The sequence below is a fragment of the Lysobacter sp. Soil_C_15 genome, assembly GCF_057657315.1.
On record NZ_JBDGIR010000010.1, the window covers coordinates 55,291 to 70,859 of the forward strand.

Genomic DNA, 15,569 nt, shown 5'->3' on the forward strand with positions numbered 1-15,569 from the left:
CAAGCGGCTACGCACCCGCCTTGGCTCACTTCTCGCTCCTCTTCACTCGTTCCTCGTCACTAGCCCGCCCCATGCATCCAGCGCCGCAGCAGCGGCGCCAGCAGCAGGAAGGCGACGCCGGAGCCCAGGCCCAGCCACATCAGCATCGAGAACAACTCGCCGTACCTGGCCGCAGCCGCGGCCAGGTCGATCGCGCCGCCTTCGGGAATGTCGACCGAGGCGATCTTGGCCAGTTGCGCGGCCAGCACTTCCGAAAAGGCCGTGGCCAGCCAGAACGCGCCCATCATCAGCCCGACTACGCGCGCCACCGACAGCTGGGTCACCGCCGACAGGCCGATCGGCGACAGGCACATCTCGCCGATTTCGAGGATGAAGTAGGCCGCGACCAGGTACCACACGCTGGCCATCGCGCCGCCGCCGGCGAGCTCGGCCGCGGCCGCCAGCGGCAGGAACGACAGGCCGGCGAAGATCAGCCCCAACGCCATCGTCACCGGCTTGCCCGGGCTGCGGCCGCGCCGCGCCAGCCACGGCCACAGCCAGGAGAACAGCGGCGCCAGCACGACGATGAAGAACGCGCCCAGGTAGGTCAGCGAGCCGGCGGTCTGCGGCACCAGCACCACATCGTGCGCGGTCGCCAGGGCCAGGCCGAGCACCAGCAGCGCGACCAGGGCCTTGGCCAGGCCGTCGCGGCCGCGGTCGCTGGCGAGCAGGGCGGCGACCATCAGCGGCGGGCTGGCCGCCATCGAGAACAGCGACCAGGGCAGGGTCGGCTTGTAGTCGGCGGCGTTGGCCAGGCCGAACATGTCCTTGGTCATCAGTCGGTCGTTGAAAGTCACCCAGGAGCCGTAGGTCTGCTCGTACAAGGTGAAGAAGATCAGCACCGCGAAGATCAGCACCACCAGGGCCAGCATCTGCTGGCGTTCGACCTTGCCGCACTGGCGGGCGAGGAAGCCGAAGAACCAGGCCAGGAACGCCGCCAGGGTCGCCAGCATGATCGCCAGCGCTGCGGTGAAGTCGAGGCTGCCCAGGCGCAGGGTGACCTGCGACGCGAACTGGATCGTGGCCCACAGCACCAGCACGCCGGCGGCGCTGCCCAGGTAGATCCAGGCCTCGCGCGACAGGCCGCGCACTTTCTCGCGCAGCCGCGCCGGGTCGGCCGGCTCGGCATGGCCGTGCAGATAGCGCTGGCCCCACAGGAACATCAGCAGGCCGGCGACCATGCCGATGCCGGCGGCGCCGAAGCCGTACTTCCAGCCGTAGGTCTCGCCGAGGAAGGCGCAGATCAGCGCCGAAAACAGCGCGCCGACGTTGATTCCGGCATAGAACAGGGTGAAGCCGGAATCGCGGCGCGGGTCGTCGTGCGCATACAGCTTGCCGACGATGGTGGAGATGTTCGGCTTGAGGAAGCCGACTCCGGCGATGATCAGCGCCAGCGACAGGTAGAACACCTGCAGCGCGGCCTCGTCGCGCACCACCACGCCGTTCACCGTCGTCGCCGCCTGGCCTTCGTAGGCCATGCCCAGGTGCCCGAGCACCAGCAGCGCGCCGCCCAGCACCACCGCCTTGCGCATGCCCAGGTAGCGGTCGGCGAGCAGGCCGCCGATCACCGGCACGGCATAGACCAGGCCGCCGTAGGCGCCGATCAGATCGTAGCCGGCGTCGTCGCCGAACAGGTGGTACTTGAGCAGGTACAGCAGCAGCAGCGCCTTCATCCCATAGAACGAGAAGCGCTCCCACATCTCGGTGAAGAAGCAGACGTACAGGCCCTTGGGGTGGCCGAGGAACTCGTCGCAGCGCGCGGCGGCGGGACCGGGTTGAGAGGAGTCGGGCAGGGCGGGGCTGGCGGGCACGTGCGGACGTTCCTCTCGTGGGGTCGGGCCGGTTCGGGCCGGTGGCGGCCGGGTCCGGGCCATGCCGGGAGGCGCGAGTATAGGCCCGGGCGGGCGGCGCGCCGGTCGCAGCGGTGGACGCCGCCCGTGCCGGCCGGGCCGTTGGGGCGACGCGCGATCGCGCTTTTTCCAGATGAACGCGGAAAAATCCCGCTTTGCCGCGGCGCGGGCGGGGTTTGCGCAATCACGCTTTTTGCCGCACTGCACTTTTACAGGCGCCCGCGGCGGATGCGATCATCGGCGGATTGTGCGGCGCCGCCCGGCGGCGATCCCCACCCGCCCATACGCCGCCTTACCGCCCGACCTACCGCGATGGAGACGCCGATGGCATCGCCCGCAACGCAAAAGCAATTGACCTTCCGAGCCGTCGCGCTCTCGATTTTCCTGGCGGTGATCCTGGCCGCCGCCAACGCCTACCTGGGCCTGTTCGCCGGCCTGACCATCGCCACCGCGATCCCGGCCGCGGTGATTTCCATGGCGGTGCTGCGCCTGCTCGGCGGCGGCACCATCCTGGAGAACAACATCGTCCAGACCGGCGCCTCGGCCGGCTCGTCGATCGCCGCCGGGGTGATCTTCACCATCCCCGCGCTGGTGATCCTGGGCTACTGGCAGGATTTCCGCTATTCGTGGGTGCTCGCCATCGCCGGCCTCGGCGGCCTGCTCGGCGTGCTGTTCTCGGTGCCTCTGCGCCGTTCGATGATCGTCGAAGATCCGCTGCCCTTCCCCGAAGGCAAGGCCGCGGCCGAAGTGCTCAAGGCCGGCGAGAACCCGGGCCCGGGCATGAAGATCCTCGGCCTGGCAGGCGGCATCGGCGCGGTGCTCAAGCTCGCCGCCGAAAGCGGCATGAAGCTGATCCCGGACAACGCGGTGATCTCCGGCTTCATGGGCAAATACCTGGGCTACATGGGCACCAACCTGTCGCCGGCGCTGATCGGCGTGGGCTACATCGTCGGCCTCAACGTCGGCATCGTGGTCGTGTCGGGCTCGATCCTGTCCTGGCAGTTCGCGATTCCGATCTACCACATGTTCTTCCTCGACTCCGATCCGGCCCTGGCGGCGCGCATCGCCGGCGGCAGCGCGGCCGACATCGGCGGCGCGATCTGGTCGGCCAAGGTGCGCTATCTCGGTGTCGGCACCATGCTGATCGGCGGCGTGTGGACCCTGTTCTCGCTGCGCAAGTCGCTGCTGTCGGGGGTCAAGAGCGGCCTGGCCGCGGCGCGCAAGAGCGCGGCGGTCGGCGACGTCGCCGAGACCGACCGCGACCTGCCGATGAAGTGGATGCTGGTGGCCCTGGTCGGCTTCGTCCTGCCGCTGCTGCTGCTGTATCAGGCCATCGTCGGCAACTGGTTCGTCAGCGTGCCGATGACCGTCATCATGATCGTCGCCGGCTTCCTGTTCGTGTCGGTGTCGGCCTACCTGGCCGGCCTGATCGGTTCGTCCAACAACCCGGTCTCGGGCATCACCATCTCCACCATCCTGTTCGCCTCGGCGGTGCTGGTGCTGATGCTGGGCCGCGACTCGCCGATCGGCGCGGTCGCCGCGATCATGATCGGCGCGGTGGTGTGCTGCGCGGCTGCGGTCGGCGGCGACAACCTGCAGGACCTCAAGGCGGGCTACATCGTCGGCGCCACGCCGTGGAAGCAGCAGCTGATGCTCGGCATCGGCGCTTTCTCCTGCGCGCTGATCATGGCGCCGGTGTTGAACCTGCTGTCCGCCGCCTATGGCATCGGCGCGCCGACGCCGGAACACCCCAACGCACTGGCCGCGCCGCAGGCGACGCTAATGGCCTCGGTCGCCAAGGGCCTGTTCGGCGGCGAGCTGCCGTGGACGATGATCGGCATCGGCGCCGGCATCGGCGCGCTCATCATCGCCTTCGACGAATGGCTGAAGTCGCGCAAGGCCAAGTTCCGCGTGCCGGTGCTGGCCGCGGCGATCGGCATCTACCTGCCGCTGGAGTTGATGGTGCCGATCTTCCTCGGCGGCCTGCTCTCGCACATCGTCGGCCGCCGCCGCGGCCTGACCGCGAGCAGCAGCGAAGAGGAAAGCGACCGCGTGCACCGTCCGGGCACCTTGTTCGCCGCCGGCCTGATCACCGGCGAGGCGCTGATGGGCATCGCCATCGCCTTCCCGATCGTGATCACCAGCAACCGCGAGGTGCTGGCGCTGCCGGAGCGATTCCACTTCGGTCCGCTGGTCGGCCTGGCCGTGTTGGCTGCGGTGGTGTGGCTGTTCTACCGCAGCAGCAAGAACGCGGCGGTGCCGCAGGCGTAAGTTCCAGGCGGCGGCCCGGCAGCGATGGCGGGCCGTCGCGTTTTCGTTCCGATTCCGCAAACCCGGCCGCGCGCGGCGCCGCCGTTCCCGCATCGACCACGTTCAGAGGTTCGCCATGACGCCACGCCACGCTCTTCTGCCGCTGGCCCTGACCCTGGCCTGCGCGTCCGCGCCGGCTTTCTCGCTCACCCCGGCGCAGCCGCAGGGGCTGCAGATCCGCGATCTGGCCAGCATGGACCGTTTCTCTTCGCCGACCTTGTCGGCGGACGGCCGCCAACTGGTGTTCGCCAAGCGCAGCGTCGACTTCGCCGCCAACAAGTCGAGCACCTCGCTGTGGATCGAGGACCTGTTCGCGCGCGACGCCGCGCCGCCCAAGCGGCTGACCCCGGAAGGCTGGAACGTCAATTCGCCGGCGTTCGCGCCGGACGGCAAGAGCGTGTACTTCCTCAGCAGCAAGAACGGCAGCTCGCAGCTGTATTCGCTGCCGCTGAGCGGCGGCGCGCCGAAGCAGATCACCGCCTTCGACGGCGACGTCGGCGGCTACCAGATCTCGCCCGACGGCAAGCGCATCGCCTTCAACGCCGAGGCCTATCCCGAGTGCGCCGCCGACCTGGCCTGCAGCAAGAAGAAGCTCGACGCGGCGGAGAAGAGCAAGGCCACCGGCAAGGTCTTCGACCGCATGTTCATCCGCCACTGGGACGCCTGGAACGACGGCCGCCTGAACCGGCTGTTCGTCGCCGAGTTGCCGGTCGCGGGCAAGACCGTGACCAGCGCCAAGCTGGTCAGCGGCGAAGTCAACGGCGACGTGCCCTCGCGTCCGTTCGGCGACAGCAGCGAGTACACCTGGGCGCCCGACAGCCGGTCGCTGGTGTTCAACGCCCGCCAGGCCGACGCCAAAGAGCCGTGGTCGACCAACTTCGACCTGTACCAGGTCGGCGTCGACGGCGGCGCGGCCAAGAACCTGACCGCGTCCAACCCGGCCTGGGACACCGGCGCGGTGTTCAGCGCCGACGGCAAGACCCTGTACTACCGGGCGATGAAGCGCCCCGGCTTCGAGGCCGACCGCTTCGCCCTGATGGAACTCGACCTGGCCAGCGGCAAGGCGCGCGAGATCGCTCCGGACTGGGATCGCTCGGCCTCGGGCATCGTCCTGTCCAACGACGGCAAGACCCTCTACACCACCAGCGAAGACCTCGGCCAGCAGCCGTTGTTCGGCGTCGACATCGCCAGCGGCAAGGCGACGTTGCTGATCGGCGAAGGCACGGTCGGTTCGGTCGCCCTGGCCGGCAAGACCCTGGCCTTCACCCGCAACAGCCTCAAGAGCGGCGACCAGATCTTCGTCGGCGGCCTCGACGGCGCGCCGCAGCGCGCGATCACGCCGAGCGCGTCGGAACTGCTGCCGGGAGTGAAGTTCGGCGATTTCGAACAGTTCGACTTCAAGGGCTGGAACGGCGATACCGTGCACGGCTACGTGGTCAAGCCATGGAACTACGAGGAAGGCAAGAAGTACCCGGTCGCGTTCCTGATCCACGGCGGCCCGCAGGGTAGCTTCGGCAACGGCTGGAGCTACCGCTGGAACCCGCAGACCTACGCCGGCCAGGGCTATGCGGTGGTGATGATCGACTTCCACGGTTCGACCGGCTACGGCCAGGCCTTCACCGACGCGATCAGCCAGCACTGGGGCGACCGCCCGCTGGAGGACCTGCAGAAGGGCTGGGCCGCGGCGCAGAAGAAGTACGCCTTCCTCGACGGCGACAAGGCTTGCGCGCTGGGCGCGTCCTACGGCGGCTTCATGGTCAACTGGATCGCCGGCAACTGGCAGCAGCCGTGGAAGTGCCTGGTCAGCCACGACGGCGTGTTCGACCAGCGCATGATGGGCTACGCCACCGAAGAGCTGTGGTTCACCGAGTGGGAGCAGGGCGGCACCCCGTACGACAAGCCGGCCAGCTACGAGAAGTTCAATCCGGTCAACCACGTCAAGGACTGGAAGGTGCCGATGCTGGTGATCCACGGCCAGCTGGATTTCCGCATCCCGGTCGAGCAGGGCATCGGCGTGTTCACCGCGCTGCAGCGCCAGGGCATCGAGTCCAAGTTCCTGTATTTCCCGGACGAGAACCATTGGGTGCTCAAGCCGCAGAACAGCGTGCAGTGGCACGACACGGTCAACGGCTGGCTGAAGCAGCACATCGGCCAGTAAGCGCCTGGCGTCGCGCGTGCGAGAAGGCCGCCTGCGGGCGGCCTTCTTGGTTTTGTTTGTATCCGATCGCGGCATTGCGTATGCCCTGCGGCCGCATCGCGCCACCTGAACTCGCGTCGTGCCGCCACCGGGCCTTGCCCGTCGGGGCCGATCCGAAGTAAAAGCGGAGTCGCCTTAGCCCAGGGGACCCCACATGCCAGACACCGCCCGCACGGCGCTCATCAGCAACGACATCGTCGTCCTCGGCCTGATCGCCGCCACCCTCGGCCTGGTGTTCTGGACCTCCGCGCGGCAGACCGGCTTCTGGAAGAAGTTCTACACCTTCGTCCCGGCGCTGCTGCTGTGCTATTTCATCCCCGGCATCTACAACACCGTGGGCCTGGTCGACGGCAACAACACCAAGCTCTACAACCCGGTCGCCAGCCGCGTGCTGCTGCCGGCGGCGCTGGTGCTGCTGACCCTCACCATCGACCTCAAGGGCGTGCTCAAGCTCGGCCCCAAGCTGTTGATCATGTATGCGGTGTCGTCGCTGAGCGTGGCCTTCGGCGCCATCGTCGCCTTCGTGGTCATGCGCGCAGTGCATCCGGAGACCGTGGCCGGCGACACCTGGGGCGGCATGGCCGCGCTGGCCGGCAGCTGGATCGGCGGCGGCGCCAACATGCTGGCGATGAAGGAGATCTTCCAGGTCGACGCGACCACGTTCGGCCAGTTCGCGGTGGTCGACGTCGGCGTCGGCTATGTCTGGATGGCGGCGCTGATCTTCCTGGCCAGCCGCGCCCAGGCCATCGACGCGCGCAGCGGCGCCGACGTCAGCGGCATCGAAGAGCTCAAGCGCCGGATCGAGGATTTCCGCGCCCAGCACGAACGCGTGGCCAGCCTGACCGACTTGGCGATGATCGTCGGCATCGCCTTCGGCGTGGTCGGCCTGGCCCACGCCATCGCCGGGCCGCTGTCGGCGTGGTTCGGCGCCAACGTCTCGTGGGCGCGCACGGTGAGCCTGCACGAACCGTTCTTCTGGGTGGTGGCGGTGTCCACCTTCGCCGGCCTGGGCCTGAGCTTCACCCGCGCGCGCCAGCTCGAAGGCGCCGGCGCCTCCAAGATCGGCAGCCTGCTGCTGTACTTCCTGATCGCCTGCATCGGCCTGCAGATGGACATCCTGGCGCTGCTCGACAAGCCCTGGCTGTTCGCGCTGGGGCTGATCTGGATCCTGGTCCACATCGCGATCCTGTGGGGCGTCGGCCGCCTGCTGAAGGTGCCGCTGCTCTATTTCGCGATCGGCTCGCAGAGCAACATCGGCGGCCCGGCGTCGGCGCCGGTGGTGGCCTCGGCGTTCCATCCTTCGCTGGCGCCGGTGGGCGCCTTGCTCGGCACCCTCGGCTACGCGACCGGCACCGGGCTGGCCTACCTCGTCGGCATCACCCTGCGCGCCATCGCCGGGGATACGCCGGCGTGAAGTCCGACAGGTAGGGTCGCAAAACCGCGTCGGTGCATGGGGGGGCGCTAACCTCCCCACCGTCATTCCCGCGAACACGGGAATGACGAGCGGGAAAGACGCAGCGAATCCGCATGCGAAGAGGCCGCCCATGGGCGGCCTCTTGCGTCATCGCGCATTCAACGGATCAACAGCACCCGACCCGCCCGCCGCCGTAGCGCGCTTCCTGGCGTTGGCGGAAGAACGTCGCGTAATCCGGGATCGGCCGTTCCGGATGCTTCTCCATCAGGTGGCGGACGTAGTTGTCGTAGTCCGGCACCCCGCAGCACAGCCGCGCGGTCTGCACCAGGCGGCGCCAGGTGCGCTTGTACAACTGGTACTGGCTGGCGGGGACGAGTGCGGTGCCCATGTCAGATGTTCCCCATTTCGTGCGGCTTCAGCGCCACGTAGGGCGACTCGCGGTCGCTGCGCTGCGGGTTGGCGCGGGCCTTGAGCACCGCGCCGATCGAATACGCCAGCACGCTGAACACCACGAACAGGAACAGCGCGGTCAGGCCGGTGTTGACGTAGCTGTTGACCATGATCTGCTGCATCTGCTCGATGCTCTTGGCCGGCGCGACCACTTCGCCCTTGGCGATCGCGGCGCTGTACTTGTTGGCCTGGGCGAGGAAGCCGACCGCCGGGTTGCCGTCGAAGATCTTGATCAGGCCGGCCGCGCTGGTGCAGATCAGCAGCCACGCCGTCGGCACGATGGTGACCCAGGCGTAGCGATCGCGCTTGAGCTTGAACAGCGCCACCGTGCACAGCATCAGGGCGATGCCGGCCAGCATCTGGTTGGCGATGCCGAACAGCGGCCACAAGGTGTTGATGCCGCCGAGCGGATCGACCACGCCCTGGTACAGGAAGTAGCCCCACAAGGCGACGCAGCCGGCGGTGGCGAGCAGGTTCGGGCCCCAGGCCTCGGTGCGGCGCAGCGCAGGCACGAAGCTGCCGAGCAGGTCCTGCAGCATGAAGCGGCCGGCGCGGGTGCCGGCGTCGACCGCGGTGAGGATGAACAAGGCCTCGAACAGGATCGCGAAGTGGTACCAGAACGCCATCGTGTTCTCGCCCGGCAGCACGTTGTGCAGGATCTGGGCGATGCCGACCGCCAAGGTCGGCGCGCCGCCGGCGCGGGCGAGGATGGTGTGCTCGCCGATGTCCTTGGCGGTGGCTTCCAATACGTCCGGGGTGACGCTGAAACCCCAACCGCTGATGGTCTGCGACACCGCGTGCACGTCGCTGCCGACCAGGGCCGCGGGGCTGTTCATGGCGAAGTAGACGCCCGGGTCGATCACCGAGGCGGCGACCAGGGCCATGATCGCGACGAAGGACTCCATCAGCATGCCGCCGTAGCCGATGTAACGCATGTGCGACTCGTTGGCGAGCAGTTTGGGCGTGGTGCCGGACGAGATCAGCGCATGGAAGCCGGACACCGCGCCGCAGGCGATGGTGATGAACAGGAACGGGAACAGGCCGCCCTTCCACACCGGGCCGTTGCCGTCGGTGAACTGGGTCAGCGCCGGCATGCGCAGGTCGGGCATGACGATGAAGATGCCGATGGCCAGGCCGACGATGGTGCCGATCTTGAGGAAGGTCGACAGGTAGTCGCGCGGGGCCAGCACCAGCCACACCGGCAGCACCGCGGCGACGAAGCCGTAGCCGATCAGCATCCAGGTGATCTGGGTGCCGGTGAAGGTGAAGGCCGGGCCCAGCACCGGATCGGCCGCGACCTTGCCGCCGTACCAGATCGCCGCCAGCAGCAGGACCAGGCCGACGATCGAGATCTCGCCGATCTTGCCCGGTCGGATATAGCGCATGTACACGCCCATCAGCACCGCGATCGGGATCGTCGCGATCACCGTGAACATGCCCCAGGGGCTTTCGGCCAGCGCCTTGACCACGATCATCGCCAGCACCGCGAGGATGATGATCATGATCAGGAAGGCGCCGAACAGGGCGATGGTGCCGGGTACGCGGCCCATCTCCTCGCGCACCAGGTCGCCGAGCGAGCGGCCGTTGCGGCGGCTGGATACGAACAGGACCATGAAGTCCTGCACCGCGCCGGCCAGCACCACGCCGACGATCAGCCACAGCAGGCCGGGCAGGTAGCCCATCTGCGCCGCCAGCACCGGGCCGACCAGCGGGCCGGCGCCGGCGATCGCGGCGAAATGGTGGCCGAACAGCACGTGCTTGTTGGTCGGCACGTAGTCCAGACCGTCGTTGTGGATCACCGCCGGGGTGGCGCGGGTGGGGTCGAGCTGCATCACCTTGTTGGCGATGAACAGCGAGTAGTAGCGGTAGGCGACCAGATAGATCGACACCGCCGCGACCACGATCCACAAGGCGTTGATGTGTTCGCCGCGGCGCAGCGCGATGGTGCCGAGGCAGAACGCCCCGAGGACTGCGAGGGCCGCCCAGCCCAATTTGCCGAGACCACCTTTCATGACGACCCTCCCAGTTTGACCCTCAGAGGGTCGCGCCGGGGGCGGCACGGGTCAATGCGCAATGCCGCAAACCCGGCTGATACTTTGGTCTTAGGGGGCGATTCGGGCCGCTGGCGGTGCGGTTTCGGGCGTCGGGGAGTGCCGATGGCGGGCTAGGCGGCGAGGGCGGAGCGTAAGCGACGCCAGGGCAAGGCCAAAGCCAAAGCAAATCCCCCGGCGCCGCCGGAGCGGTCGGACTTCGTATCGGCGCAGGCGCCAGCCCCCTTTTTCAAAGGGGGCGAATTGTCGTGCGCTGCAACGCGTTGCGGCGTACCGCAGCGCGTTGTGGTTCGTCGTACGAATTAGCGCATACGCAATCGGCGTTATCTGCGCTTGTCGCCGCCGCCGTAGCCGCCGCTGTCGCCGTCGTTTCTGAAGCGGCCGCCGCCCTTGCTGTTCCCCCCTTTGAAAAAGGGCGGCAGGGGGGATTTGCTGTTCGCCCTTACCGCGTCCCTACAACCACTTCGCCCGCTTGAAGCCGAAGTACAGCACGATGCAGACCGCGATCACGGTGCCGATCAGGATCGCGTAGCTCCACTGCCCGGCCAGTTCCGGCATATGGGTGAAGTTCATTCCGTACCAGCTGGCGATCAGCGTGGGCGCGGCCAGCAGCGCCGCCCAGGCGCCGAGGCGCTTGACGATCTCGCCCTGGCGCACGGTCACCAGAGACAGGTTGACGCTGACCGCGGCGGTCAGCATCTCGCGCAAGGTGTCGGTGGTTTCGTTGATGCGCACGGCGTGGTCGAGCACGTCGCGGAAATACAGCTGGATTTCCTCGTCGATCAGCCCGCCGCGCGAGCGCGCGAGCTGGCCCAGGATGTCCTGCAACGGCGACACCGCCATGCGCAGCCGGGTCAGCTCGCGCTTGAGGTCGTACAGCTCCTGCACGGTGTCCTTGCGGAAATCCTCGGCGAAGATGTCCTTCTCCAGCTCGTTGAGCTCCAGGGTGAAGCCTTCGACGATCGGCATGAAGTTGTCGACCACGCTGTCGAGCACCGAATACAGCGCCGCGCCGGGGCCGTGCTCGAGCAGGTCCGGCTCGCGCTCCATCCGCGCCCGCGCGTTCTTGTAGCTGACCGAGGCGCCGTGGCGCACGGTGACCAGGTAGCGCGGGCCGACGAACAAGTGGGTCTCGCCGAAGCGGATCCGGTTGTCGATCTTCTGCGCGGTATGGATGGCGATGAACAGCGAGTTGCCGTAGGACTCGATCTTCGGCCGTTGGTGGGCGTTGTGCGCGTCCTCGACCGCCAGGTCGTGGAGGCCGAATTCTTCCTGCAGTTTGTCCAGGATGCCTTCGTCCGGCTCGTACAGGCCGACCCAGACGAAGCTGCCGTCGTCGACGGCGAGCACGTCGCTGATCTCGTCCAGGCCGATGTCGCGGCGCTTGCCGTCGCGGCCGTAGGCGGCCGCGTTGATGACGCATTGGGGCAGGTCGGGCGTGGTCATGCCGGCATCCTGCCCGCGCTCGCCGGCACGGGCAAGCCTCAGGCCAAGCGCAATCGGGCGGCTTTGCGGAAGCCGGCCCACAGGCCGACGTGGATCGGCAGCCACAGCGCGATCCAGTGCAGGTTGCGCTGCGGGTACACCGGCAGCCAGTACAGGAACAGCGCCGCCAGCGCGCACAGGGCCACCAGCGCGGTCAGCCAGACGAAGCCCGAGCCGGTTTCGCGGCCGAACAGCGCGCGCAAGCCGCCCAACCACAGCAGCAGGCACAGCGGGTTGAACAGCAGCAGGTTGCGGTTGGCCCAGATGTAGTCGTGGCCGGTGCCGGCCCAGGCGTAGACCAGCACCGCGCCGACCGCGCCCAGCGCGCCCCACAGCGGCAACGCGGCGAAGGCCAGCACGCGCGGGCTGCGGTCGCCGATCCAGGCCAGCGCCGCGCCCAGCGCCAGCCCGGCAAGGGCCCAGGGCCACCACGGCAGCGGCTGGCCTTCGGGTTCCGGCGAGATCTGATGCGGCAGCAGGCTGCGTTCTTCGGCCACCAGCGGTCGGCCTTGCGGATTCTTGACCTCGCGCAGCGCCGCGGCCAGCCGGCCCGGCACGTAGGACTCGGCCCATACCGGCACCGGCAGGTCGGCCTTGGGGCCCATCATCACGTCCAGCAACACCCACATCCACGGCTCCGGCGAAGACAGCCGCAGCGCTTCGCTGCGCAAGGTGTTGCCGTGCGAGCGGCCCTCGGTCTGGCGGCGCAGTTCGCCGCCGATCGCGCGATCGATGGCGTCGCGCACGCGGGTGGCGCAGTTGTCGTCGAAGTACTGGTAGCGGTAGTAGGAGTTCTCGGGCAAAGCGTTCAGCCGCAGCGCTTCGGCCAGCCCGCGCGCCTGCTCCGGGGTCAGGTCCAGCCATTGCAGACTCACGCCGCGGCCTTCGTGCGCGTATTGCGACATGTCGGTGTCGAACGGCAGCGCCAGCAGGCGGTAGCGCATGTCGTTGCGGACGAAGCGCTGGACGAAATCCGGTTCGCTGGGGTCGAAGTAGCCGAAGTTGTACGAGATCGCTTCGCCGTTGTCCGGATTCAGCACCACCAGGGCGTCGTGGCCAAAGCGCGACCAGAATTCTTCGCCCGGTTGCATGGTGACCATGCCGATCCGCGGCGGCTTGGCGCCGGCCGCGCTGGCCGGGGCCGGCGGCGGGGCGGCGTGGACGAAGGCGGACAGGAGCAGCAGGGCGGCGAGGGCGTAGAGCCGGACGAATCGGGGGAATGCGGTCACGGGCAGCCTGGTCCGGCGGGGCGGTGGCGGCCATTGTAAACAGGCCCAGGCGGCGGCCGGCCGGGTACGGGCATGGGGATGCCCGGGGTGCGGGGCATCGACGTTCGGCGGTGGCGGCCTGCCATCGCGACGGCGCTGCCGCGGGCGCAATCGCCCGTCGCGCCGCCGGGCCGGCAGCGCGCGGAAATGCGGCGATCGAAACGGCGGCCGGCGCGGAACCGGCCGCGTGGGCTCAGCCGTTGCCGAGCACGCCGACGTGGAAGGCGTGTACGCGGCGCGCGTCGGCGCTGGCGACCCGGAACACGAAGCGGTCCAGGGTCAGCTCTTCGCCGGCCTCGGGCAGGTGGCCGATCGCGGCGATGATCAGGCCACCGATGGTGTCGTACTCGTCGTCGTCGAAATCGGCGCCGAAGCGCTCGTTGAAGTCGGCGATCGGGGTCAGCGCGTCGACCACGTACTGGCCGTCGGCCTGGGCCGCGATCAGCGCGTCCGGGTCTTCGGCGTCGTCGTGCTCGTCGTCGATCTCGCCGACGATCTGCTCCAGCACGTCCTCGATGGTCAGCAGGCCGGCGACGCCGCCGTGCTCGTCGATCACGATCGCCATGTGGTTGCGCGACTGGCGGAACTCGCGCAGCAGCACGTCCAGGCGCTTGGACTCGGGGATCAGCACCGCCGGACGCAGCAGCTCGTGGATGCTGCCGGGACCGTTGTCGGCGACCACGCCGCGCAGCAGGTCCTTGGCCAGCAGGATGCCGAGGATCTCGTCCTTGTCTTCGCCGTGGACCGGGAAGCGCGAGTGGCCGGACTCGACCACCAGCTTCATCAGGTCGAGGAACTTGGCGTCGGCCGGCAAGGCGACCATCTGCGAGCGCGGAATCATCACGTCGCCGACGGTGAGGTCGGAGACGGCGATCGCGCCTTCCATCATTCGCAGGGTGTCGGCGGCGATGAGGCCGTCGGACTGCGCGTCGCGCAGCAACTCGACCAGGTCTTCGCGGGAACTGGGTTCGCCCGACAGCGCGGAACTGATGCGGTCGAGCCAGGAGCGCCGTTTCTCGTGGTGTTCCGGCGCGTGGGTGCTACTACTGTCGTCCTCGGACATTCGATTCATGAACTGTGCCCCCGGGGGGAGGGCTGTGGGCCAAGTCTAACCCGGAAGGCCCTACCGGACCGTGGCAGGGCCGCCGTCCGCCCTGCCGCCGCGCTCCGCCCGTCGTCGCAACGACAGCGGCACCGTCGCGCCGACGGACGCTTCCCGTCCGGTCTTCGCCGTTGCGCATCGCCGGCTCGCGTTGGCCGGACCGGGCGGCTAACCGGCCGTCGGGGGGCGGCCGTGGCGGCAGGCGGCGGTCTGTGCGGCACTGGCGGCGTCCAGGCGCACCCGTCCCGGATTGGACAGCACCAGCAGGCCCGCCTCGCCGGCGCCGGACGAGCACAGGGTGAAGGTCAGATTCGAGCCGGCGCTGTCGCCCTCGGGCTGGAACACGATCCGGGTCCGCCCGGCGGTGCTGAGCAGGCGGATGTCGCCGGCGAGCGCGCGCCGGCGCTGGATCAGGGTGTCGCTGGGGCCATAGCGGCGATCGCCGTCGACGTCGGCGAACACCAGCCAGCCGGCGCTCCAGTCGGTGCTCGCCCGGCAGCCGCCGGCGTCCGGCGCGGGGCAGATCACGGTGGCGCTGCCGGTGGCGACGGCGACCCGGTTGGCGTGCAGGAAACTCTCGGTCAGGGCCAGGCGGACGTGGCCGATGCGGGCGCGGGCCACGGCATGCTGCAGGGCCGGCACGGCGAAACCGAACAACAGGAAGCCGATCGTCAGGGCGATCGCCACCTCGAGCAATGTGATGCCGCGCATCGTGCGCATGAGCATTCCTCCAGGAAGAGGCGCTCAGTGTCGGCGTCGATCGGGCCGTCGGGCATCGGCGCCCGGCGCGACGCGGGGTCGGATTTCCCGGGCGCGGATGTCGGAACTTTGCCTGGACGAATGTGCCAGCTGGCGCGGGCAGGGACGGAGGGGGTCAAGCGCGGCTAATCCCTTCCGTGCCGCGGCTCACTCGCGATACGGATCGGCGATGCCGAGCCCGGCGAGGATCTCGCGCTCGAGCTGCTCCATGCACTCGGCTTCGCGCTCGTCCTCGTGGTCCCAACCGAGCAGGTGCAGGACGCCGTGCACGGTCAGGTGGGCGTAATGGTCGTTGAGCGCTTTCTTCTGCTCGCGCGCCTCGCGCGCGACCACCGGGGCGCAGATCACCAGATCGCCGAGCAGCGGCAGGCGTACGCCCTCGGGCAGGCCTTCGGGCAGGTCGGCGGGAAAGCTGAGCACGTTGGTGGCGTAATCGCGGCCGCGGTAGTGGCGGTTCAGCGCGCGGCCTTCCTTGCTGTCGACCAGGCGCAGGGCCAGGTCGGCTTCGCGGATGCGTCCGGCCAGCGCCGCCGCGACCCACTTGCGGAAGCTGGTCGCGGCCGGCAGGCCTTTGCGCGGCATCGCATAGTTGACGGTGACATCGAGTCGGACGGGGCCTTGGGTCATTACGGCGTTCGCTGCGT

11 protein-coding genes are annotated in these 15,569 nt (G+C 68.8%); 3 read left to right on the forward strand and 8 right to left on the reverse strand.

What is annotated here, in order from left to right:
• Positions 1 to 59 precede the first annotated feature (59 nt).
• Positions 60 to 1,850, reverse strand: coding sequence for a peptide MFS transporter (locus tag AC3A57_RS19715; protein WP_487580468.1), 1,791 nt, complete (start codon positions 1,848 to 1,850; stop codon positions 60 to 62).
• A gap of 363 nt (positions 1,851 to 2,213) precedes the next feature.
• Between AC3A57_RS19715 and AC3A57_RS19720 the strand changes: the two genes are divergently transcribed.
• The 3 genes from AC3A57_RS19720 to AC3A57_RS19730 all read left to right on the forward strand — a co-directional run bounded on the left by AC3A57_RS19720 (position 2,214) and on the right by AC3A57_RS19730 (position 7,810).
• Positions 2,214 to 4,160, forward strand: a complete 1,947-nt coding sequence (locus AC3A57_RS19720; protein ID WP_487580469.1) for an OPT family oligopeptide transporter — start codon at positions 2,214 to 2,216, stop codon at positions 4,158 to 4,160.
• A gap of 115 nt (positions 4,161 to 4,275) precedes the next feature.
• Positions 4,276 to 6,357, forward strand: coding sequence for a S9 family peptidase (locus AC3A57_RS19725; protein WP_487580470.1), 2,082 nt, complete (start codon positions 4,276 to 4,278; stop codon positions 6,355 to 6,357).
• 193 nt (positions 6,358 to 6,550) lie between these two features.
• Positions 6,551 to 7,810 (forward strand): DUF819 family protein, encoded by a 1,260-nt coding sequence (locus tag AC3A57_RS19730; RefSeq protein ID WP_487580471.1) that lies wholly within the window; start codon positions 6,551 to 6,553, stop codon positions 7,808 to 7,810.
• Positions 7,811 to 7,976: 166 nt separating this feature from the next.
• Here the strand turns inward: AC3A57_RS19730 and AC3A57_RS19735 are convergent, their stop codons facing one another.
• The 7 genes from AC3A57_RS19735 to ybeY all read right to left on the reverse strand — a co-directional run bounded on the left by AC3A57_RS19735 (position 7,977) and on the right by ybeY (position 15,552).
• Positions 7,977 to 8,198 (reverse strand): YbdD/YjiX family protein, encoded by a 222-nt coding sequence (locus tag AC3A57_RS19735; RefSeq protein ID WP_487580472.1) that lies wholly within the window; start codon positions 8,196 to 8,198, stop codon positions 7,977 to 7,979.
• 1 nt (position 8,199) lies between these two features.
• The gene (locus AC3A57_RS19740) at positions 8,200 to 10,272 is read right to left on the reverse strand and encodes a carbon starvation CstA family protein (RefSeq protein WP_487580473.1); all 2,073 of its coding nucleotides are present in this window, start codon (positions 10,270 to 10,272) and stop codon (positions 8,200 to 8,202) included.
• A 492-nt stretch (positions 10,273 to 10,764) separates the two neighbouring features.
• Complete coding sequence (corA, locus tag AC3A57_RS19745) at positions 10,765 to 11,757, reverse strand: magnesium/cobalt transporter CorA (protein ID WP_487580474.1); 993 nt, start codon at positions 11,755 to 11,757, stop codon at positions 10,765 to 10,767.
• A 38-nt stretch (positions 11,758 to 11,795) separates the two neighbouring features.
• Complete coding sequence (locus AC3A57_RS19750) at positions 11,796 to 13,025, reverse strand: lipoprotein N-acyltransferase Lnb domain-containing protein (protein WP_487580475.1); 1,230 nt, start codon at positions 13,023 to 13,025, stop codon at positions 11,796 to 11,798.
• 232 nt (positions 13,026 to 13,257) lie between these two features.
• Positions 13,258 to 14,127, reverse strand: a complete 870-nt coding sequence (locus AC3A57_RS19755) for a CorC family transporter (protein WP_487580558.1) — start codon at positions 14,125 to 14,127, stop codon at positions 13,258 to 13,260.
• Positions 14,128 to 14,334: 207 nt separating this feature from the next.
• Complete coding sequence (locus AC3A57_RS19760; RefSeq protein ID WP_487580476.1) at positions 14,335 to 14,886, reverse strand: GspH/FimT family pseudopilin; 552 nt, start codon at positions 14,884 to 14,886, stop codon at positions 14,335 to 14,337.
• 186 nt (positions 14,887 to 15,072) lie between these two features.
• Positions 15,073 to 15,552 (reverse strand): rRNA maturation RNase YbeY, encoded by a 480-nt coding sequence (gene ybeY, locus AC3A57_RS19765; protein WP_221673432.1) that lies wholly within the window; start codon positions 15,550 to 15,552, stop codon positions 15,073 to 15,075.
• Positions 15,553 to 15,569 lie beyond the last annotated feature (17 nt).

Coding starts and splice junctions, on each gene's coding strand:
- AC3A57_RS19755 (WP_487580558.1), bottom strand. CDS start 14,127: ATGTCCGAGGACGACAGTAGTAGCACCCACGCGCCGGAACACCACGAG.
- corA (WP_487580474.1), bottom strand. CDS start 11,757: ATGACCACGCCCGACCTGCCCCAATGCGTCATCAACGCGGCCGCCTAC.
- AC3A57_RS19725 (WP_487580470.1), top strand. CDS start 4,276: ATGACGCCACGCCACGCTCTTCTGCCGCTGGCCCTGACCCTGGCCTGC.
- AC3A57_RS19720 (WP_487580469.1), top strand. CDS start 2,214: ATGGCATCGCCCGCAACGCAAAAGCAATTGACCTTCCGAGCCGTCGCG.
- AC3A57_RS19740 (WP_487580473.1), bottom strand. CDS start 10,272: ATGAAAGGTGGTCTCGGCAAATTGGGCTGGGCGGCCCTCGCAGTCCTC.
- AC3A57_RS19760 (WP_487580476.1), bottom strand. CDS start 14,886: ATGCGCACGATGCGCGGCATCACATTGCTCGAGGTGGCGATCGCCCTG.
- AC3A57_RS19735 (WP_487580472.1), bottom strand. CDS start 8,198: ATGGGCACCGCACTCGTCCCCGCCAGCCAGTACCAGTTGTACAAGCGC.
- AC3A57_RS19730 (WP_487580471.1), top strand. CDS start 6,551: ATGCCAGACACCGCCCGCACGGCGCTCATCAGCAACGACATCGTCGTC.
- ybeY (WP_221673432.1), bottom strand. CDS start 15,552: ATGACCCAAGGCCCCGTCCGACTCGATGTCACCGTCAACTATGCGATG.